This is a genomic window from Streptomyces sp. NPDC059582 (assembly GCF_042735715.1).
In the GTDB taxonomy this organism is placed as follows: Bacteria; Actinomycetota; Actinomycetes; order Streptomycetales; family Streptomycetaceae; genus Streptomyces.
This window is the reverse complement of sequence record NZ_JBHWCC010000044.1, coordinates 69,028-88,966: the sequence shown is the minus strand read 5'-3', so window position 1 is coordinate 88,966 and position 19,939 is coordinate 69,028. Positions and strand designations below refer to the sequence as shown.

17 protein-coding genes are annotated in these 19,939 nt (G+C 71.9%); 12 read left to right on the top strand and 5 right to left on the bottom strand.

Annotation, left to right across the window (positions count from 1 at the left end; translation table 11 throughout):
- Positions 1-112 precede the first annotated feature (112 nt).
- The 3 genes from ACFV0T_RS30845 to ACFV0T_RS30835 all read right to left on the bottom strand — a co-directional run bounded on the left by ACFV0T_RS30845 (position 113) and on the right by ACFV0T_RS30835 (position 1,594).
- Positions 113-340, bottom strand: a complete 228-nt coding sequence (locus ACFV0T_RS30845; protein WP_385786174.1) for a DUF3107 domain-containing protein — start codon at positions 338-340, stop codon at positions 113-115.
- A gap of 158 nt (positions 341-498) precedes the next feature.
- Complete coding sequence (locus tag ACFV0T_RS30840; protein ID WP_385786171.1) at positions 499-1,140, bottom strand: TetR/AcrR family transcriptional regulator; 642 nt, start codon at positions 1,138-1,140, stop codon at positions 499-501.
- A 220-nt stretch (positions 1,141-1,360) separates the two neighbouring features.
- Positions 1,361-1,594 carry a hypothetical protein gene (locus tag ACFV0T_RS30835; RefSeq protein ID WP_385786169.1) on the bottom strand — a complete coding sequence of 78 codons (234 nt, stop codon included), beginning with the start codon at positions 1,592-1,594 and terminating at the stop codon, positions 1,361-1,363.
- A 165-nt stretch (positions 1,595-1,759) separates the two neighbouring features.
- Between ACFV0T_RS30835 and ACFV0T_RS30830 the strand changes: the two genes are divergently transcribed.
- From ACFV0T_RS30830 to moeZ, 12 genes are all read left to right on the top strand, one after another.
- Positions 1,760-2,806, top strand: coding sequence for an alpha/beta fold hydrolase (locus tag ACFV0T_RS30830; protein ID WP_385786166.1), 1,047 nt, complete (start codon positions 1,760-1,762; stop codon positions 2,804-2,806).
- Positions 2,807-2,814: 8 nt separating this feature from the next.
- Positions 2,815-4,194, top strand: a complete 1,380-nt coding sequence (locus ACFV0T_RS30825) for a DUF3152 domain-containing protein (protein ID WP_385786163.1) — start codon at positions 2,815-2,817, stop codon at positions 4,192-4,194.
- A gap of 56 nt (positions 4,195-4,250) precedes the next feature.
- Positions 4,251-4,343, top strand: a complete 93-nt coding sequence (locus tag ACFV0T_RS30820) for an Ms4533A family Cys-rich leader peptide (protein WP_385786160.1) — start codon at positions 4,251-4,253, stop codon at positions 4,341-4,343.
- A gap of 162 nt (positions 4,344-4,505) precedes the next feature.
- Positions 4,506-6,224 (top strand): ABC transporter substrate-binding protein, encoded by a 1,719-nt coding sequence (locus ACFV0T_RS30815; protein ID WP_385786157.1) that lies wholly within the window; start codon positions 4,506-4,508, stop codon positions 6,222-6,224.
- A 4-nt stretch (positions 6,225-6,228) separates the two neighbouring features.
- Positions 6,229-7,239, top strand: coding sequence for an ABC transporter permease (locus ACFV0T_RS30810; protein ID WP_385786154.1), 1,011 nt, complete (start codon positions 6,229-6,231; stop codon positions 7,237-7,239).
- A complete protein-coding gene (locus ACFV0T_RS30805) occupies positions 7,236-8,234 on the top strand; it encodes an ABC transporter permease (RefSeq protein ID WP_385786151.1) in 999 nt (332 codons plus the stop codon). Before ACFV0T_RS30810 ends, ACFV0T_RS30805 begins: the two co-directional genes overlap by 4 nt.
- A complete protein-coding gene (locus ACFV0T_RS30800; protein ID WP_385786148.1) occupies positions 8,231-9,994 on the top strand; it encodes a dipeptide ABC transporter ATP-binding protein in 1,764 nt (587 codons plus the stop codon). Before ACFV0T_RS30805 ends, ACFV0T_RS30800 begins: the two co-directional genes overlap by 4 nt.
- Positions 9,995-10,195: 201 nt before the next feature.
- Positions 10,196-11,971, top strand: coding sequence for a DUF3492 domain-containing protein (locus ACFV0T_RS30795; protein WP_385786146.1), 1,776 nt, complete (start codon positions 10,196-10,198; stop codon positions 11,969-11,971).
- Complete coding sequence (locus ACFV0T_RS30790; RefSeq protein ID WP_385786143.1) at positions 11,968-13,227, top strand: hypothetical protein; 1,260 nt, start codon at positions 11,968-11,970, stop codon at positions 13,225-13,227. Before ACFV0T_RS30795 ends, ACFV0T_RS30790 begins: the two co-directional genes overlap by 4 nt.
- 343 nt (positions 13,228-13,570) lie before the next feature.
- A complete protein-coding gene (locus ACFV0T_RS30785) occupies positions 13,571-14,536 on the top strand; it encodes an NAD-dependent epimerase/dehydratase family protein (protein WP_385786140.1) in 966 nt (321 codons plus the stop codon).
- Positions 14,524-15,273, top strand: coding sequence for a spherulation-specific family 4 protein (locus ACFV0T_RS30780; RefSeq protein WP_385786137.1), 750 nt, complete (start codon positions 14,524-14,526; stop codon positions 15,271-15,273). The genes ACFV0T_RS30785 and ACFV0T_RS30780 overlap by 13 nt, the downstream gene beginning before the upstream one ends.
- A gap of 63 nt (positions 15,274-15,336) precedes the next feature.
- Positions 15,337-16,515 (top strand): adenylyltransferase/sulfurtransferase MoeZ, encoded by a 1,179-nt coding sequence (gene moeZ, locus ACFV0T_RS30775; protein WP_385786134.1) that lies wholly within the window; start codon positions 15,337-15,339, stop codon positions 16,513-16,515.
- Positions 16,516-16,640: 125 nt separating this feature from the next.
- On the opposite strand, the gene ACFV0T_RS30770 is transcribed toward moeZ, so the two are convergent.
- On the bottom strand, positions 16,641-18,203 hold the full coding sequence (locus ACFV0T_RS30770) for an alpha/beta hydrolase (RefSeq protein WP_385786132.1): 1,563 nt from the start codon (positions 18,201-18,203) through the stop codon (positions 16,641-16,643).
- A gap of 137 nt (positions 18,204-18,340) precedes the next feature.
- On the bottom strand, positions 18,341-19,888 hold the full coding sequence (locus ACFV0T_RS30765; RefSeq protein ID WP_385786130.1) for an alpha/beta hydrolase: 1,548 nt from the start codon (positions 19,886-19,888) through the stop codon (positions 18,341-18,343).
- Between the last annotated feature and the right edge of the window lie 51 nt (positions 19,889-19,939).

The following is a 19,939-nucleotide window of genomic DNA, read 5'->3' as shown; positions in this document are numbered from 1 at the left end:
AACCTCCCCGGGGCGCCGGGCGACGTCTGGGCGCCCCGCCCCTCTGATCGTGTTTGCGAACGTTGCTCGCGTCGCTCGCGTGGTCGTCCGCCGTGCGGACCACGTGCGCGGACTACAGCGCGCCGAAGCCCACCTTGCGCGGGGCCGGCTCGCCGAGCTCGACATAGGCGAGGCGGTCCGCCGGGACCAGGACCTTGCGGCCGTGGTCGTCCACGAGGCTCAGCAGCTGCGACTTCCCGGCCAGTGCCTCGGCCACCGCCCGCTCGACCTCCTCGGCACTCTGACCGCTCTCCAGAACGATCTCGCGGGGCGCGTGCTGCACGCCGATCTTGACCTCCACGGCTATGTCCCTCCGACGGTCAGTGAAGTGCGCGAACATTCCGCGCCGTACGCAGCACACATTAGCCCGGTGAGGGGACGAACACGCTCCGGTCGGCCACGCCAGGAGCGAACAATGAGCGGGAACAAAACCCCACCGGGGGTACGCGGCGGTTCGCCTCAGTGGTGATCCGTGCCGTGCAGGGGGAAACCGGCGATGCCCCGCCAGGCCAGTGAGGCCAGCAGCTGGACCGCCTGGTCGCGCGCGACGCTGCGGTCGCTGTGCAGCCAGGAGCGGGCCACCACCTGGGCGAGACCGCCGAGGCCGGAGGCCAGCAGCATCGACTCTGCGCGCGAGAGGCCGGTGTCCTCGGCGATGACCTCGCAGATCGCCTCGGCGCACTCGTTGGTGACCTTGTCGACGCGCTCGCGCACGGCGGGCTCGTTCGTCAGGTCCGACTCGAAGACCAGGCGGAAGGCGCCGCCGTCGTCCTCGACGTACGCGAAGTACGCGTCCATCGTCGCCCGGACGCGCTGCTTGTTGTCGGTCGTCGACGCCAGCGCGGCGCGCACCGACTGGATCAGCGACTCGCAGTGCTGGTCCAGCAGGGCGAGGTAGAGGTCGAGCTTGCCCGGGAAGTGCTGGTAGAGCACGGGCTTGCTGACGCCGGCGCGCTCGGCGATGTCGTCCATCGCCGCAGCGTGGTAGCCCTGTGCGACGAAGACCTCCTGGGCGGCGCCCAGCAGCTGGTTACGTCGAGCTCGGCGCGGCAGGCGAGTGCCACGCGGGCGTGCCGCCTCAGTTTGCTCGATGGCTGTCACGCCGCCTCCCAATGTCGTCCACTTGCGGTGAGCGCCGCGCGGCCATCGTACTTTTCGGTAACCGTGGTGTGCGCGGTGCGAGCGGAGAATTTCACGGACCGGACGCCGATTGCGGCGGACCGAACGGCGACGGACGCCGACTGAAACAGTGCAGAGCGGTGTGAATAGGCATATACGGGTCAGGTCAGGCGGGCCGGTCGGCCCGGGAATGAGTTCCCGCTCAGCGGTAGTCGTCCTCGTCCAGGGACACCACGCGCGCCTGTTCGATGAGGTCGGCCTCGTCGGCGCGGGCCGGGTCCACGTCGTCGAGAGGGTCGTCGCCGTCCGGCGTCACGTCCGCGAACTGCTGCGCGGCGTCGTTCTCCGGCGCCTCGACATCGATCTCCCGGCGGTCGTCGGCCTGGCGCTCCTCGAGTTCCTCGTACACCTCGGGGTCGGTGGGATCAACGGCCATGACGGGCTCCCTTCCTCGCACGTCCCTGAAAGACGACAGGCGCTGTAATGCGGGTGCCCTCTCTACGAGCCTAGGAGACACCCGATCCGGACGCTATGCGATCCGCCCGCAATCTGTGACAGCGAACACATCAGTCCCTGCGTGATCGTCTCGTAACATTGCCGCATGTCGTCGACCGAGCTGCCGTCAGTGCCCCCCACCGACCTGCTTCCGGAACCGGCCGCCGTCAGGGTCGCGGACGGCGAACGCCTCAGGTCCGTCGGGCTGCCCGGAGTAACGCTTTCGGTACGTTCGAGGCCACCCGCGCGCGAGGGACTGGCACCCGCGCTCCACGTCCACGGTCTCGGCGGTTCCTCCCAGAACTGGTCCGCGCTGATGGCCCTGCTCGACGGGGTCGTCGAGTGCGAGGCCCTCGACCTGCCCGGTTTCGGCGACTCCCCGCCGCCGGACGACGGCGACTACTCCGTCACGGGGCACGCGCGCGCGGTCATCCGTTACCTCGACTCGTCCGGGCGCGGGCCCGTACACCTCTTCGGCAACTCGCTCGGCGGCGCGGTCACCACGCGCGTGGCCGCCGTGCGGCCCGACCTCGTCCGCACGCTCACCCTCGTCTCGCCCGCGCTGCCGGAACTGCGTGTGCAGCGCACCGCGCTGCCCACGGCACTGCTCGGCTTCCCCGGCGTGGCGACGGTCTTCACCCGGTTCACCAGGGAGTGGACGGCGGAGCAGCGGGTTCGCGGCGTCATGGCGCTCTGTTACGGAGACCCCGCACGGGTGGCTCCCGAGGCGTTCGGGCACGCGGTGCAGGAGCTGGAGCGGCGGCTGCGGCTGCCGTACTTCTGGGACGCGATGACGCGTTCCGCGCGCGGGCTGGTCAACGCGTACACGCTGGGCGGCCAGCACGGCCTGTGGCGCCAGGCCGAGCGGGTCCTCGCGCCGACCCTCCTGGTCTACGGCGGCCGCGACCAGCTGGTCGGTTTCCGCATGGCCCAGCGAGCGGCCCGCACCTTCCGTGACTCCCGTCTGCTGACGCTCCCACAGGCCGGGCATGTGGCGATGATGGAGTACCCGGATACGGTGGCTACGGCGTTCCGCGACCTTCTGGAGTACGCGGAGCGCTCCGGGGCTCCGGCCGGGGCCGGAGGTACGGATGCCTCCGATGCCGCCGACGGCGGCGCCGAGTCCGTCCGACGAACGAGTACCGGGAGCTGAGGGGCGACGTGGGACGCCACAGCCGCCGAGGTCCCGCGCCCAAGAGCGCGGGCACGGAAGACACCGGGGAGCGGGTGCCGCCGGCACGCTCCCGGCCGCCGGCTCCGCCGACGGCGGACGGCACGCCCGCGCGCGGGTTGCCGCTCTTCCCGGACGGCACGCCGGCCCACGGCATCCCCCGGTCGGGCGACGGCACGCCCGCGCACGGTGTCCCCCGGGTTCGTGGCGGACATCCCGAGCAGCGCGAGTCCGGCGGCGGCTGGGGCGTGTTGAGAGGGCCGACGACCGATGGGGTCGGGTACGGACGGTTCGGTGGGCAGGCGCAGGGGCCCTCGATACCGAGGCAACGGCAGGCGCCTGCGCGCGGCCCCCGCCAGGACTACCTCGACGCCTTCACCGCGGACGACGACGTCTTCGCGCCGCGCACCGCCGTCTCCGCGCTCGCCACAGATCCGTACGCCCCCGCCGTCGACCGGGCCACGGCCCCTCGTCGGACAGGCACGGACGGCGGCACAGGCACCGGCACCGGCATCGACGTCGATGACGACGAAGCGCCGCCCGCCGGTGAACCCACGCGCGAGAAGAGCACCAAGAGCCGTGCCTTCACCGGCATCGCGGCCGCCGCCGTCACCACCGTGCTGGCCGTCGTCGTGGCCGGCCAGGTCGCCGGCGGCCAGGACGAGAGCGAAGGCCTGCGGTCGCAGTCCGCCGCCGGTCAGGCCGGCGTCTCCCTCCCCTCGGCTCCCTCGGTGGTGCCGAGTCCGTCGGCGTCGGCCGACGTGGTGCCGCTGACGTACGCGCAGAAGATGGCCGTGAAGTACCCGCTCAGCCCCACACTCAAGGGCTCGGGGAAGTTCGACGCGGTCCCCGGTTTCGCCAAGGCGCCCGGGAAGGGGCGGAAGTACACCTACCGCGTGGACGTGGAACAGGGGCTCGGACTCGACGGTGAACTCTTCGCGCAGGCCGTGCAGAAGACGCTCAACGACAACCGCAGCTGGGCCCACGACGGCGCCCGCACCTTCGAGCGGATCCACTCCGGCAGGCCCGACTTCGTGATCACGCTCGCCAGCCCCGGCACCACCGCCGACTGGTGCGCCAAGTCCGGCCTGGACACCACCGAGGACAACGTCTCGTGCGACTCGGCCGCCACCGAGCGTGTGATGATCAACGCCTACCGATGGGCGCAGGGCTCGACGACGTACGGCGACGCGATCCACGCGTACCGGCAGATGCTGATCAACCACGAGGTCGGCCACCGCCTCGGCCACAGCCACGTGACCTGCCAGAAGGACGGCGGACTCGCTCCGGTCATGCAACAGCAGACCAAGTTCCTCGACCACGACGGAATCAGGTGCAGGCCCAACCCCTGGGCCTACCCGAGCAGTTGACAGGCGGCTCCGCAGCCGCTTTGACACGCGTGGAAAGTTGGTTCATATTTCTGCGCATGTCGTCTCGTCACACCTCCGCCTGCGCCGCCATCGAGCTGGCGCTCATCGGTGTGACCCCGCTCTGCGTGGCCGACATCCTCTGTCGCTGACGCCCGCCCCAAGGCGCGCGCGTCGCGAATCCCCCCACCCTCCGTGACCGGTTCACGGGCCGGGTACGACCTTTTTCGACGACCAGGCGCCGGGCCGACGTGTGTCCGCAACCGTCTCATCCCTCGTCATTCCGTCTCAGTATTCGAGAGGTCGTCATTCCTATGCGTCACCCGTCCGTCAGAGCGCGCCGCGTGGCAGCGGTATCCGTCAGCCTGGTCCTGGCAGCGGGCGCCGCCGCCTGTGGGCCGGAGGACAACGATGCCAAGGGCTCCAGTGGCGACTCCGCGCCGCACCGGGGCGGCACGCTCACGGTCCTGAACTCCAACCCGCAGCAGGACTTCGACCCCGCCCGCCTCTACACCTCCGGCGGCGGCAAGATCCCCTCCCTCGTCTTCCGTACGCTCACCACCCGCAACCGCGAGAACGGCGCGGCCGGCGCCGAGGTCGTCCCCGACCTGGCCACCGACACCGGGCGCCCCAACAAGGACGCGACCGTGTGGACGTACACGCTGAAGGAGGGGCTCAAGTACGAGGACGGCACGCCGATCACCTCGGCCGACATCAAGTACGGCATCGAGCGCTCCTTCGCCGCGGAGCTCTCCGGCGGCGCCCCCTACCTGCGGGACTGGCTGATCGGCGGTGCCGACTACCAGGGTCCCTACCAGGGCGGCAAGAGCCTCGACTCGATCGGGACGCCGGACGAGCGCACGATCGTCTTCCATCTGAACAAGCCCGAGGGCGAGTTCCCCTTCCTGGCCACGCAGACGCAGTTCACGCCCGTGCCGAAGGCCAAGGACAAGGGCACGAAGTACGAGGAGCACCCGGTCTCGTCCGGCCCCTACAAGGTCGTCAAGAACGAGAACGACGGTGAGCGGCTCGTCCTGGAGCGCAACACGTACTGGTCCGCCTCCACCGACGCCGAGCGCAAGGCCTACCCGGACAAGATCGACGTACGCTCCGGGATCGACTCCTCCGTGATCAACCAGCGGCTGGCCGCGTCCCAGGGCACGGACGCCGCCGCCGTCACCACGGACACCAACCTCGGCCCGGCCGAACTCGCCAAGGTGACCGGCGACAGGGAACTCGCCTCCCGCGTCGGCACCGGCCGCTTCGGTTACACCGACTACATCGCGTTCAACCCGAAGGTGAAGCCGTTCGACGACGTCAGGGTGCGACAGGCGATCTCCTACGCCCTCGACCGCTCGTCGGTGGTCAACGCGGCCGGCGGCTCGTCGCTGGCCGAGGCGGCGACGACCTTCCTGCCGAACCAGAAGTCGTACGGCTACGAGCCCTACGACCTGTTCCCGGCAGGCGCGTCCGGCAACGCGGCCAAGGCCGAAGAACTTCTGAAGGCGGCCGGCCACGCGAACGGGCTGACCGTCACCCTCACGCACTCCAACAGCAAGGACTTCGAGACCAGCCCGGAGATCGCGACCGCGATCCAGGACGCGCTGAAGAAGGCCGGCATCACCGTCAAGCTGGAGGGCCTGGAGGAGAACGACTACGCCGACAAGATCCACGGCGCGAAGACGGAGCCCGGCTTCTTCCTCGCCCACTGGGGCGCCGACTGGCCCTCCGGCGGTCCGTTCCTGGCCCCGATCTTCGACGGCCGGCAGATCGTCGAGGACGGCGCGAACTTCAACACCGGCTTCCTCGACGACAAGTCGGTCAATGCCGAGATTGACGCGATCAACAAGTTGACGGATCTTGACGAGGCCGCCAAGCGATGGGGCGCGCTGGACAAGAAGATCGGCGCACAGGCCCTGACCGTCCCGCTGTTCCACCCCGTCTACAAGCGGCTGTACGGCAAGGACGTCCGCAACATCGTCATCAGCGACTGGGACGGCGTCCTGGACCCCTCGCAGGTCGCGGTCAAGTAGCGCTGTGAGCGAGTCACTCCTCGCCTCCCAGGCCCCCGGGACGGGCGCTTCCGTCCCGGGGGCCTCCGGGGGTCCTCAGTTCTGGCGGCGGCTGCGGACGCAGCGCGCCGCCCTCGTCGCGGCCGTCGTCGTCGCGCTGCTCGTCCTGGTCGCGCTCGCCGCACCGCTGCTCACCGCGATCGAGGGCCAGGACCCCACCACCTACCACCCCTCACTCATCGACTCCGCGCGCGGTGGCGTGCCGACCGGCCCGCTGGGCGGCGTCGGCGCGGACCACTGGCTCGGCGTCGAACCGCAGACCGGCCGCGACCTGTTCGCCCGGCTCGTGTACGGCGCCCGGGTCTCGCTCGGCGTCGCGCTCGCCGCGACCGTCGTGCAGGTCGCCATCGGGCTCGTACTGGGCATCGCCGCCGCGCTCGGAAACCGATGGGTTGATCAACTGTTGAGCCGGATCACCGACATCTTCGTCGCCATGCCACTCATGATCATGTCGTTGGCGCTGCTCGCGATCGTCCCGTCGGGCTTCCCGCGTCCCGTGCTGGTCACCCTGGTCATCGGGCTGATCTCCTGGGGCACCATCGCCAAGGTCGTCCGCGCCCAGACGCTGACGCTCAAGGAACTCGACTACGTCTCCGCCGCCCGGCTCAGCGGCTGGGGCACCTGGCGCATCGCCCGCCGGGAGCTGCTGCCGGGGCTCGCCGCGCCCGTCATCACCTACGCGGCGCTCCTCGTGCCGCAGAACATCACCGTCGAGGCCGCCCTGTCCTTCCTCGGCGTCGGCGTGAAGCCGCCCACCCCGTCCTGGGGACAGATGCTGACCTCCGCCGACGTCTGGTACCAGGCCGCCCCGCAGTACCTGCTGCTGCCCGCGGGCGCCCTGTTCGTGACCGTCCTCGCGCTCACCGTCCTCGGCGACGGCGTGCGCACGGCGCTCGACCCGCGCGCGGCCTCGCGTCTGCGCGTGGGAACCGGGCGCAGGCGGGAGACCAAGGCCGACAAGGGGGCCTCGGCATGACCGGCTTCGGCGGTTTCCTCGTGCGCCGCACGATCGGCACACTGATCACCCTGTTCGCCATCTCCGTGATCGTCTACGTCGTCTTCTACGCCACCCCCGGCAACGTCGCCCAGATCACCTGCGGCCCGCGCTGCTCACCCGCCCAGGTCCAGCAGGTGGCCGCTCAACTGCACCTCGACGACCCGCTGTACCTGCGCTACTGGCACTTCCTCCAGGGCCTCCTCGTCGGCCGGGACTACTCCACCGGCACCTCGGTGGAGCACTGCCCCGCGCCCTGCCTGGGCCTGTCGTACCAGAGCGACCAGCAGGTCACCCGGCTGATCCTGGCCAAGCTCCCGGTCAGCCTCTCGCTCGTCTTCGGCGCGATGGTGCTGTGGCTCGTCCTCGGCATCGGCACCGGCGTGCTCTCGGCCTGGCGGCGCGGCCGGTTCTCCGAACGGGCACTGACCGCGCTCACCCTCGCCGGCACGGCCACCCCCGTCTTCGTCATCGGCCTGATCCTGATGATCGTGGTCTGCGGCGAACTGCACCTGCTGCCCTTCCCGCAGTACGTCGACCTCACCGACGACCCCGAGCAGTGGGCCTGGAACCTGTTGCTGCCCTGGCTCTCGCTCGCCCTCATCGAGGCCGCCGCGTTCGCCCGGCTGACCCGGTCGTCGATGCTGGAGACGCTCGCCGAGGACCACATCCGCACCTTCCGGGCGTACGGCGTCGGCGAACGGTCCGTCATCGGGCGGCACGCGTTGCGCGGGGCGTTCGCACCGGTCATCGCCCTGAACGCGAACAACTTCGGGTCGGCGGTCGGCGGCGCGGTGCTCACCGAGACGCTCTTCGGACTGCCCGGCATCGGACAGGAACTGGTGCACGCGGTCAACGTCGTCGACCTGCCGGTCGTCGTCGGCATGGTCCTGGTCATCGGCTTCTTCGTGGTTCTCGCCAACGCCGTCGCGGACGTCCTGTACGCGGTGGCCGACCGACGGGTGGTGCTCGCATGAGCCTGGTGGAAGTCACCGGCCTCACGGTCGGATTCGGGGCGCTGCGGGCCGTGGACGGCCTCTCCTTCCGGCTGGAGAAGGGCGCCGCACTCGGACTGGTCGGCGAGTCCGGCTCCGGCAAGTCCACGGTCGCCTCGGCCCTGCTGGGGCTGCACCGGGGCACCGGGGCCGCCGTCGGCGGCTCGGTCCGCGTCGCCGGCACCGACGTACAGCAGGCCTCCGACGACGAACTGCGCCGGCTGCGCGGCGGGAGGGCGGCGATGGTCTTCCAGGACCCGCTGTCGTCCCTGGACCCGTACTACGCGATCGGCGACCAGATAGCCGAGGTCCACCGCGTGCACACGCGTGCCTCGCGGCGGGCCGCACGCGCGCGTGCCGTCGAGGTGCTGGAGCGGGTGGGAATCCCGGACGCGGTACGGCGGTCCCGGTCCCGCCCGCACGAGTTCAGCGGCGGCATGCGCCAGCGGGCCCTCATCGCCATGGCGCTCGCCTGCGAGCCCGACCTGCTGATCGCCGACGAGCCGACCACCGCGCTGGACGTGACCGTCCAGGCCCAGATCCTCGACCTCCTGCACACACTGCGCGAGGAGACCGGCATGGGTCTGCTGCTCGTCACCCACGACGTGGGCGTGGCCGCGGAGAGCGTCGACGACGTGCTGGTCATGCGGCACGGACAGGCGGTCGAACACGGCCCGGTCGCCGACGTCCTCGGGGCGCCGTCACGGGCGTACACCCGCGAACTGCTCGCCGCGGTCCCGAGGGTGAGCGCGGGGGGTGCCGCGAGTGGCGGGACGGGAGCGGTTTCGCAAGGGGCTTCGAGGGTGGACCCGGGTGCGGAGTCCGCCGGGGCGGCCGCTGCCGGGTCGGCCGGTGGGATGTCGGCCGGTGGGGCGTCGGACAAGGTGTCCGACGGGTCCGCGGACGGTGCGACCGGTCGGTCGTCGGACGGCGGAGTCCGGGAGCCGGGCGAGGTCGTGCTCCAGGCGACCGGCCTGAGGCGCGAGTTCGGGCGGGGGAAGCGGGTGTTCGCGGCCGTCGACGCCGTGTCGCTCACCCTCCACCGGGGCGAGACCCTGGGCATCGTGGGCGAGAGCGGCAGCGGCAAGACGACCCTGGGCCGGATGCTGGTCGGGCTGCTGAAGCCGACGGCCGGTGAGATCCGGTACGCGGGCGGCGCGCACACCGGGGTGAACCCGGCCGTGCAGATGGTCTTCCAGGATCCCGTCGCCTCCCTCAACCCGCGCCGCAGCGTCGGAGAGTCGATCGCCGACCCGCTGCGGGCGCGCGGGGAGCGGGACGAGGGGCGCATCCAGGAGCGCGTACGTGAACTTCTGGAGCGCGTCGGGCTCGAAGGGGCGCACTACAACCGCTTCCCGCACGAGTTCAGCGGTGGTCAGCGCCAGCGCGTGGGCATCGCGCGGGCACTCGCGGCCGACCCGCGCGTCATCGTCTGCGACGAACCGGTCTCCGCGCTCGACGTCACCACCCAGGCCCAGGTCGTCGCCCTGCTCGGCGCGTTGCAGCGCGAACTCGGCATCGCACTGGTCTTCGTCGCGCACGACCTCGCCGTGGTGCGCCAGGTCAGCGACCGGGTCGCGGTGATGCGCGACGGCCGGGTCGTCGAGACCGGCACCGCCGACGAGGTCTACGGCTTCCCGCGCGATCCGTACACCCGGCAGCTCCTGGCGGCCGTACCCGCCCTCGACCCGCAGGCCGCGGCCCGGCGCCGGGCCGCGCGACGGGAGCCGGCCCGTACCTGACGCCGCCGTGACGTTGCGCGTCCGGATGATCTCCTAGCGCGACGGAACGCGACCCGCACGGGAAAGTTACGACCGTTCACCCCTTTTGGTGGCGCGATGGACAACCGTCCATCGCGCCACCGCCTTGTCCGCATACGTTCTTCCCGCTGCGAGCCGCCGAGTCAACGGCGGCTCCCCAGACGGGAGATCGGGGGTGCACTCGTGCGCATCGGACTGCTTACGGAGGGTGGCTATCCGTATGTGAGCGGTGACGCCAGGCTCTGGTGCGACCGGCTCGTGCGCGGGCTCGGGCAGCACGACTTCGACCTCTACGCGCTCAGCCGCACCGAGCGCCAGGAGAACGAGGGTTGGATCGAGCTCCCACCGCAGGTCGGCCGGGTGCGTACGGCGCCGCTGTGGACAGCGGCGGACGACGGGGTGGTGTACGGGCGTCGCGCGCGCCGGCGGTTCGCCGAGTGCTACGGAGAGCTCGTGGCCGCTCTGTGCGCGAGCGGCCCCGGGGGGGCGGGGGGACCGGGGGGCGCTCAGCGGCAGCCGGGGGACTCCTCCGGTGATTCCGAGGAGTTCTGCGCCTCAGAGGCGGACCGTTTCAGCAGCGCGCTGTACGGACTCGCCGAACTCGCCCGTGACGAGGGCGGCCTGGTGGGAGCACTCCGCTCCGAACGCGCCGTACGTGCTCTGGAGCGCGCCTGTCGTGCGCCCGGCGCGCTCCGCACGGCGCGCGAGGCGCGCGTACCCGATCTGCTCGCCGTCGCCGCGCACCTGGAACAGGCCCTTCGCCCCCTCTCGCTCGACTGGTACGGGGACGACGGGCTCGGCTCGGCCGACCTCTGCCACGCGGCGTCCGGCGGGGTGGCGGCCCTGCCCGGACTCGTCGCCCGCCACTTCTTCGACGTGCCCCTGCTGGTCACCGAGTACGGGGTCCGGCTGCGCACGCACTATCTGGCCTCCGGCGCCGGCCCGACCGCCGAGGCCGCCCCCGCCGTACGGGCCCTGCTCGCCGCCTTCCACGGCCGCCTCGCCACCGAGGTCTACCGGCAGGCCGCCTGTGTCACCCCCGGCAACGCGCACGCCCGCCGCTGGCAGGAGCGCTGCGGCGCCGACCGGGACAAGCTCCGCACCGTCTACCCGGGCATGGAGGCCGCGCACTTCGCCGAGGTGGGCGAGGCACCCGACTACACGGACCCGGACACGTTGGTGTGGGTCGGCCGGGTCGAACCGGCCAAGGACCTGATGTCCCTGCTGCACGCCTTCGCCGAGGTCCGCAAGGAGGAACCGAAGACCCGCCTGCGTGTCGTCGGCTCCGCGACCGGCGCCGAGGGCGAGGCGTATCTCGGCCACTGCAAGGCGCTGGCCGCGCAGCTCTTCCCCGACGAGGCGGACGGCCCGCACACCGTGGGCGACAACCCGGTGTCCTTCGAGGAGATCGGCGGCCCGGAGCTGCCGACGGCCGCGGACGCGTACGCCTCGGGCACGGTGATCGTCCTGTCGAGCGTCGTCGAGGGCTTCCCCGTCAGCCTCGTCGAGGCCATGTTCTGCGGCCGGGCCACGGTCTCCACCGACGTCGGCGCGGTCGTCGAGGTGATCGGCGGCACCGGACTCGTCGTGCCCCCGCGCAATCCACGGGCGCTCGCCGACGCGAGCGTGGCGCTGCTGCGCGACTCCGAGCGCCGTGCGCGCCTGGGCGCCGCGGCACGCGCCCGGGCGCTCGAACTGTTCACCGTCGAGCAGAACATCACGGCATTTCACGGCATTTACCTGGAGATCGTCTCGCACTGCCCGGTCAACCGGGTCGTCCTCGACCGCTCGGGCGAGCCGTTGCCGTTCGCCGTCCCCGCCGAGGCCCATGTGCCCGGCCGCTGGACAGGACCGGTCACCCGCGGCGCCGCCCGCGGCGTCCCGGGCTGGGCGGCGGGACCGCCGGTGCGGGCGACGGCGCCGACGGCCGGGACGGTCGCGACGGAGGGGGCACGATGAGCGGGCTCGGCGAACTGGACCGCTCCGGCGCGACGGGTGGCCCCGGGCCGTGGGGCACGGAGTCGCAGGACTGGCCGGCGGGAGCGAGCGAGGCGGCGGCCGGTCAGGCCGCCGACCAGGCGGCCAGGCTCCCCGCCGACCGCACGACCGCGGGCTCCCGCCGCGGCGCGGCCGACCCCGTCAAGGCCCTGATGCACCGTCACCGCGACCTGTGCGAACGAGCCGTGGACCCCCTGGAGATCGCGGCGGGCCTGGAGGCGCACGGAGTCACCGACCGGACCGCGGTGCGCTTCCGCCACCGGGACGTCTTCTCGCTCGCGGAGGAGATGTACGCGCGCGTCCCCCGTACCGGTGAGGAGCCGTCGCGCCCGGCAGCCCCCGTCACCACCGGCAGGCCACGCGCGGACCGGGCCCTGCTCGCCCTGTTGCCCGGGGTCCTGTGCGCCGCCACCGTGGTCGGCCTGCGTCTCACCACGGGACGACCCCGCCTGGTCATCGCCGCCGTGGGCGTCCTCGCCATGGCCGTAGGCCTGCGGGCTCTGCTCCGCCACGGCCCGCTGAGCGCCGGCCGCCGCACCGGCCCGCACCGGACCGGCACCAGCACCTGGACGTGGTGGCTCCTCGGCTACACGGCGCTCGGTGACGGCCTGCTCCGCGGCGCCGTCGCCGGCGGCCCCGACGGCCTGCCGACCGGCACCCCCGACGGCGCCTGGCCCCTCGCCACGGCCCCCGTCCTGGCCCTCGCCCTGGGCTGCGCCCCGGCCGCGGGGGCCGCCCACCTCCTCACCGTACGAGCCCGCCGGAGACTCGCCGCGAGCCGCGGCCTGGAGGAGTTCGCCGCCTCCGTACAACCGCTGCTGCTCGGCACGTTCGCCCTGTTCCTGGGCGCGCTGACCGCACTGCTTGCGCTGAGCGCCGCGGCCCTGGGCGAGCCGGCCGCCTACGCCCAGGCCCTCACCCTCGGCGCGCTCCTCCTGCTCGCCCGCCTCCTCACCGTGCACGGCTTCACCCACGCCCCCGTGCTCGCCCTCGGCGCCACGGCCCTGGCCGAAGCCGCCGCCCTGAGTGCCGTCTTCGCGGGCCGGCTCCCCGGCTGCGCCGTCCTGTCCGCCCCCGTCGACGCCCTGGTGGACACCTGGGGCCCCGGCATCGTCCCCGCCCTCCTCTGCGGAGCGGCGGCCCTGCTCCTGCTGGTCCACGCAACCCGCACCCTGACCCGCGCCTCGGCCCACGCCCGACCGCAGGACTCGCCGTGACCGGCCGGCCCCGCTCGGGCGCACCCCCGCCGCCACGACCACCGGCGGCGCGCACCCCCGAGCCCGTGACGACCGGCGATGCGTGCGCCCGCCCCCGTGACGACGCGCACCCCCGCCGCCACGACGACGCGCACCCCGGCCCCATGCCGACCGGCGAGGCGCACCCCCGGCGTCCGGACGCGCGCCACACCCCCCCGATCTGCTGTCCGCCCTGGGAGAACCGGCCTCCGCGCCGGAGGCAACCGCATCACCCCCGCGAAGGAGAACACGAGATGACCACCTCCCGACCCGGAGCGTCCGGAGCCACCGGAACATCCGGAACGCACACCCCGGGAGCCGCGCGATGAGAGTCCTGCTGACCGGAGCCAACGGCTACCTCGGCCGCTTCGTCGCCGACCGGCTGCTCGCCGACCCGGCCGTCCAGCTCACCGCGCTCGGCCGCGGTGACGACGCCGACGTCCGCTTCGACCTCGCGTCCGGCAGCCCCGGCGCGCTCACCCGCTTCCTCGACGCGGTCCACCCCCAGGTCGTCGTCAACTGCGCCGGTGCCACCCGCGGCGGCGCCCGCGACCTCGCCCGGCACAACACCGTCGCCGTCGCCACCGTCTGCGAGGCGCTGCGCCGCAGCGGCTGCGGCGCCCGCCTGGTGCAGATCGGCTGCGGTGCCGAGTACGGCCCCAGCCAGCCCGGCTCCTCCACGGCCGAGGACGCCGTCCCGCGCCCCGGCGGCCCCTACGGCGTCAGCAAACTCGCCGCCACCGAACTCGTCCTCGGCTCCGGCCTCGACGCGGTCGTCCTGCGGGTCTTCTCGCCCGCCGGACCCGGCACCCCCGCGGGCTCCCCGCTCGGCCGCCTCGCCGAGGCCATGCGCCGCGCCATGCAGTCCGGCGACGGCGAGCTCAAACTCGGCGGTCTCGGCGCCCAACGCGACTTCATCGACGTACGCGACGTGGCCCGTGCCGTCCACGCGGCCTCGTTGTCCGCCGCGCAGGGTGTCATCAACATCGGCTCGGGCCGCGCCGTGCGACTGCGGGACGCCGCCGCGATCCTCGCCCGCGTGGCCGGCTACGGCGGCAGCCTGCACGAACTCGACGGTCCTTCCGGCGGCCACCACCTGCGGGCGACCATCGGCCACCCGCGCACCGACCCGGACCACGCGGCCCCGGTCGCGTACCCGTACCCCGACGGCTGCGGCAGCTGGCAGCAGGCCGATGTGCGCACCGCGCGCGACCGGCTCGGCTGGCGGCCGCGCATCAACCTCGAAGAGTCCCTGGCCGACATCTGGATGGAGGCGGCGTGCCGTATCTGACCAGCTCGACGGCGGGCACCGCGAGCACCGACGTCCGCACCGGCTTCGGCATCCCGGGCTACGCCCACCCCCTCGTCGCCCCGACCGAGTGGGGTGAACTCACCCGCCCCGGTACACCCCTGCACTGGGTGGTGCTGAACGTCGCCGACGGCCCCGGCGTCCGCCCCGATCCGCACTGCCTGGAGGCGGCCGGCCGGGTGCGCAACGCGGGCGTGCGGGTCCTCGGCCACCTCGACACCGCCCACGGAACCCGCCCCTTCGCCGACGTGATCTCCGAGGCGCACCGCTATATCGACTGGTACCGGGTCGACGGCTTCCTGCTGGACCGCTGCCCGGTCGAACGCACCGCACTCCCCGGCGCGCGCCGCACGGTGGCCGCGCTGCGCGCCCTGCGCGACGACACCCACATCGTCCTCGGCCACGGCACCCACCCGTATCCCGGCTACGCGGAGAACGCCGACCAGCTCGTCACGTTCTCCGGCCCCTGGAGCGACTACCGCTGGTCACAGGTGGCCGAGTGGACCGCCGACTACCCGCCCGAGCGCTTCTGCCACCTGGTGCACGGTGTCCCGCGCGGCCACCTCGACGAGGCGCTGCGCATCGCCCGCTGGCAGGGCGCCTCGACGATCTACTTCACGGACCGGACGGACCGTGGCGGCCGCGTCGACCCCTGGGAGACCCTGCCCGGCTACTGGGACGAGATCGTCTCGCGGATCGGAACGGGTGTCTCGGAATGAAGAGGGCCGTGGCAGTGTTGCCAGGAGAACAACTGTAGTGATTGACCGACCAACGGAGTCCCCGTGTCGTTGCCACCCCTGGTCGAGCCGGCTGCCGAGCTCACCGTAGACGAGGTTCGCAGGTACTCCCGCCACCTGATCATCCCCGACGTCGGGATGGACGGGCAGAAGCGGCTGAAGAACGCGAAGGTGCTCTGTGTGGGCGCCGGCGGCCTGGGCTCGCCGGCACTGATGTACCTGGCCGCGGCGGGCGTGGGCACGCTCGGCATCGTGGAGTTCGACGAGGTCGACGAGTCGAACCTGCAGCGTCAGATCATTCACAGCCAGGCCGACATCGGCCGCTCCAAGGCCGAGTCAGCACGCGACTCCGTCCTCGGCATCAACCCGTATGTGAACGTGGTCCTTCACGAGGAGCGGCTCGAAGCCGAGAACGTGATGGACATCTTCAGCCAGTACGACCTGATCGTCGACGGCACGGACAACTTCGCCACCCGTTACCTGGTCAACGACGCCTGCGTGCTGCTGAACAAGCCGTACGTGTGGGGCTCGATCTACCGCTTCGACGGCCAGGCCTCCGTCTTCTGGTCCGAGCACGGCCCCTGCTACCGCTGCCTCTACCCGGAGCCCCCGCCGCCCGGCATGGTGCCCTCCTGCGCCGAGGGCGGCGTCCTGGGTGTGCTGTGCGCGTCCATCGGTTCCATCCAGGTCACCGAGGCGATCAAGGTCCTCACCGGCATCGGCGAACCGCTGGTCGGCCGCCTGATGATCTACGACGCCCTGGAGATGCAGTACCGCCAGGTCAAGGTCCGCAAGGACCCCGACTGCGCGGTCTGCGGCGAGAACCCGACCGTCACCGAGCTCATCGACTACGAGGCCTTCTGCGGCGTCGTGTCCGAGGAGGCCCAGCAGGCGGCCGCCGGCTCGACGATCACTCCCAAGCAGCTCAAGGAGTGGATCGACGACGGCGAGAACATCGAGATCATCGACGTCCGTGAGGTCAACGAGTACGAGATCGTCTCGATCCCCGGCGCCAAGCTGATCCCGAAGAACGAGTTCCTCATGGGCACCGCCCTGGAGTCCCTCCCGCAGGACAAGAAGATCGTCCTGCACTGCAAGACGGGCGTCCGCAGTGCGGAAGTCCTCGCCGTCCTGAAGTCCGCGGGCTTCGCGGACGCCGTGCACGTCGGCGGCGGCGTGATCGGCTGGGTCAACCAGATCGAACCGGACAAGCCGGTCTACTAGTCAGCGGTCTCACCGACCAGCAGGCCAGAGGAAGCCCACGGCCCCGACCCTGTCGGACGCCGTGGGCTTCGGCCGTCGCCGCTCGACGTCGTGCCCGAGCTACCGTGCCGCCCCCGTCGCCCTCGTCATGAGCAGACCTTGCCGTCCCTCGGCACCGTCCCCCTCAGCAGGTACGCGTCGACCGTGGAGTCGACGCAGTCGCTTCCGTTGCCGTACGCCCCGTGCCCCTCGCCCTTCCAGGTGAGCACCACGCCGACGTCCTTGCCCAGTTCGTCCGCCATCCTGCGGGCGCCCTCGTACGGGGTCGCGGGGTCGCCCGTGTTGCCGACCGTCAGGATCGGCGGCGCACCAGGCGCGCTCACCTCCGGAGTGTCGTACTGCCCGGCCACCGGCCAGTCGTGGCACCAGCCAACCGTGTCCCAACCGAGGAAGTCCCCGAACACGGGCGAGAGCTTCTCGAACTCCGGCAGGCGCCTCTTCGTCTCTTCCAGCGTGGGCCGCTGCTTGTCGTCGAGGCACGATATGACCCGCTGCGAGTGGGTCGTCGTGCCGTAGTGCCCTGAGCCGTCCCGCTCGTTGTAGCCGTCGGCGAGCGTCAGCAGCTCCGAGCCGTCACCCTGCTCCGCCTCCTTCAGGGCGCTGGTCAGGCTCGGCCAGCCGGCCTCGCTGTACAGCGGCAGGACGATGCCGGTGACCGCCAGCGTCTGCGTCAGCTTCCGTCCCGACGACGTGGGCAGCGGCTCGGCGTCGATCCGCTTCAACAGTCCGGCTATCTTCCGCGTGCCCTGCTTCGGGTCCTGGCCGGTGGACTCGAGGTAGTCGTTCAGCGCGCGCTGGAAGCCTCTGGTCTGGTTCTCGGCGTGCCCCACCGTGTCGGCGCTCGGGTCGACGACCGCGTCGAGGACCAGCCGCCCGACGTTCTGCGGGAACAAGTGGGCGTAGACGCCGCCGAGTTCGGTGCCGTAGGAGATGCCGAAGTAGTGGAGCTTTTCGTCGCCGAGGACCCGGCGCATCAGGTCCATGTCCCGGGCGGTGTCGGTGGTCGACACGTGTGCCATCAGGTCTCCGGCGGCCTTCTGGCAGCCGCGGCCGAAGTCGGCGGCGTCCTGGAAGTACGCCTGCTCCTCGGCCGGGGTGTCCGGTGTCGCGTCGATCGCCTCGGCGGCCTGGATCTGCCGGTCGCCGCGGCAGCGCACGCCGCCGCTGGCGGAGACTCCGCGCGGGTCCCAGCTCACCAGGTCGTACCGCTCGCGCAGCACGGACACCGTGGACCCGTACGACGGCATCATGGACACGCCCGAGCCGCCGGGGCCGCCGAAGTTGAACAGGAGCGAGCCGATGCGGTCCCCGCCGCGGGCCCTGGCGCGGATCATCGCCAGATGTGTCGTCCGACCCTCGGGCTTCGCCCAGTCCAGCGGCACCTTGAGCGTCGCGCACTGCCAGTCGCCGCCCGGCGCGGGGGAGTCGGCGGTCGCCTCGCACCGTCCCCAGTCGAGCTTCTGGGACGTCAGCGACGCGGGCAGCGCGGCGACCGTGGCGGCCGCCCGCGGTGAGGACGCCGCGGCCGAGGCCTTCGCGCTGCCCGTCCCCTCGCCGTTCTTGCCGTTGTCGGACGACGAGTTGCCGCTACAGCCCGCCACCAGCAGTGCGGCCGCGCCCAGCGCCGTCCATCGTGCCCATCGCGCCATCCGAGTGTTCCCCCCTCGCAGGCCGTCCGCGTCGAGCAGCGGTTCGGCGGTCCAGCCATACTAGGCGGCGCGAGCCGAGCCCGCCGAGGCCTGTGGATAACCGTCTGACCTGCTACTTCGATCGACCTGAGGGGGATTCAGGAGCACACGGTCCCGTCCTTCGGCACCTTCCCGTCCAACAAGTAGCCGTTCACCGCGCTCTGTACGCACTTGTTCCTGCTGTCGTACGCGCCGTGCCCCTGCCCCTTGTACGTCAGCTCCACCCCGACACCCTTGCCCAGCGCGTCCACCATCCTGCGCGCACCCTCGTACGGCGTGGCCGGGTCGCCGGTGTTGCCCACCACGAGGATCGGCGCCGCGCCGGGCGCGTGGACGTCGGGATGGTCGGCGGCGCCGGCCACCGCCCAGTCCGTGCAGCTCGTCATGCCCCAGGCCAGGAACTCGCCGAACAGCGGCGACGCGGCCCGGAACTCGGGCACCTTCTCCAGCACGTCGTCCTCGGTGTAGCGGGGCTTGTCGTCGGCGCAGTTGATGGAGACGTTGGCCGCGAGGATGTTGCTGTACTCGCCGTTCGCGCTGCGCCCGTTCAGCGAGTCGGACAACAGCATCAGGATCCTGCCGTCACCGTCGTACGCCTCCTGGAGACCCTCGGTGAGGTACTCCCAGAAGTCCTTCGAGTACAGGGCCTGCGCGATGCCGTTGGTCGCGGCCGTCTGGGTCAGTTCGCGCGGCAGGATGCCGGGGATCGGCTTCTTGGAGAGGTCCCTGAGCAGAGTGGCGATGCGGTCCTTCACGTCCTCGGGGGTGTCGCCGACCGGACAGTCCTCGACCTTCGAGGTGCAGTCCTCGGCGAAGTTGTCGAGCGCGAGCTGGAAGCCCTTGGCCTGCCCGAGCGCACTCTCCTCGGGCGTCTGCGTCGGATCGACGACCCCGTCGAAGACGGCGCGGCCCACGTTCTTCGGGAACAAGTTGGCGTAGACGCCGCCGAGTTCGGTGCCGTAGGAGATGCCGAAGTAGTGGAGCTTGGCGTCGCCGAGGACGTGGCGCAGCAGGTCCATGTCGCGGGCCGCGTCGGTGGTGCGCACATGCGGCAGCATCTTCTTGGAGTTCTTCTCGCAGGCGGCGTTGAACTGCTTGGTGTTGCGCAGGAACGCGGCTTGCGCGGCGGCGTCGCCGGGGATGGCGTCCTGCTGGAAGTAGTGGTCGAGCTGCTGGTCGTCCAGGCACACCACGGCGGCGCTGCGGCCCACTCCGCGCGGGTCGAAGCTCACCAGGTCGTAGCGGGTGCGCAGGGTCGTGTAGTCCTGGGCGAAGGCGGGCAGCGTGCTGACGCCCGAGCCGCCGGGACCGCCGAAGTTGAACACCAGTGACCCGATGCGCTTGCTCTGCGGACCGCTCGTCTTCGCCCGGATCAGGGCGATGCCGATGGTGTCGCCCTTGGGGTCGTTCCAGTCGAGGGGCGCCGCCATCGTGGCGCACTGCCACTTGTCGCCGCCCGGAAGAGGGGTGGGCGCCTCGCCGCCGCCCTCCGCGGGGGACGGGGCCGGGCAGTCCTTCCAGCTGAGCCTCTGGGCCGTGAGGTCCTCGTCCTTCTGGGAGTCGTCGCCGCAGCCCGCCAGCCCTGAGGACAGCAGTACGGCGGTGGCGGTCAGGGCGGCGGCGCGCAGCCGGGAAGGGTTGGGCATGATCCCATCGTGGGGTGGCGCACGTCCGCGCGCGCGGGACACGGGCCGTAC

Excerpts from the sequence above, each read along its gene's own strand:
- ACFV0T_RS30835 (WP_385786169.1), bottom strand. The coding sequence starts at position 1,594 with ATGGCCGTTGATCCCACCGACCCCGAGGTGTACGAGGAACTCGAGGAG.
- ACFV0T_RS30830 (WP_385786166.1), top strand. The coding sequence starts at position 1,760 with ATGTCGTCGACCGAGCTGCCGTCAGTGCCCCCCACCGACCTGCTTCCG.
- ACFV0T_RS30820 (WP_385786160.1), top strand. The coding sequence starts at position 4,251 with ATGTCGTCTCGTCACACCTCCGCCTGCGCCGCCATCGAGCTGGCGCTC.
- ACFV0T_RS30815 (WP_385786157.1), top strand. The coding sequence starts at position 4,506 with ATGCGTCACCCGTCCGTCAGAGCGCGCCGCGTGGCAGCGGTATCCGTC.
- ACFV0T_RS30805 (WP_385786151.1), top strand. The coding sequence starts at position 7,236 with ATGACCGGCTTCGGCGGTTTCCTCGTGCGCCGCACGATCGGCACACTG.
- ACFV0T_RS30800 (WP_385786148.1), top strand. The coding sequence starts at position 8,231 with ATGAGCCTGGTGGAAGTCACCGGCCTCACGGTCGGATTCGGGGCGCTG.
- ACFV0T_RS30790 (WP_385786143.1), top strand. The coding sequence starts at position 11,968 with ATGAGCGGGCTCGGCGAACTGGACCGCTCCGGCGCGACGGGTGGCCCC.
- ACFV0T_RS30785 (WP_385786140.1), top strand. The coding sequence starts at position 13,571 with ATGAGAGTCCTGCTGACCGGAGCCAACGGCTACCTCGGCCGCTTCGTC.
- ACFV0T_RS30770 (WP_385786132.1), bottom strand. The coding sequence starts at position 18,203 with ATGGCGCGATGGGCACGATGGACGGCGCTGGGCGCGGCCGCACTGCTG.
- ACFV0T_RS30765 (WP_385786130.1), bottom strand. The coding sequence starts at position 19,888 with ATGCCCAACCCTTCCCGGCTGCGCGCCGCCGCCCTGACCGCCACCGCC.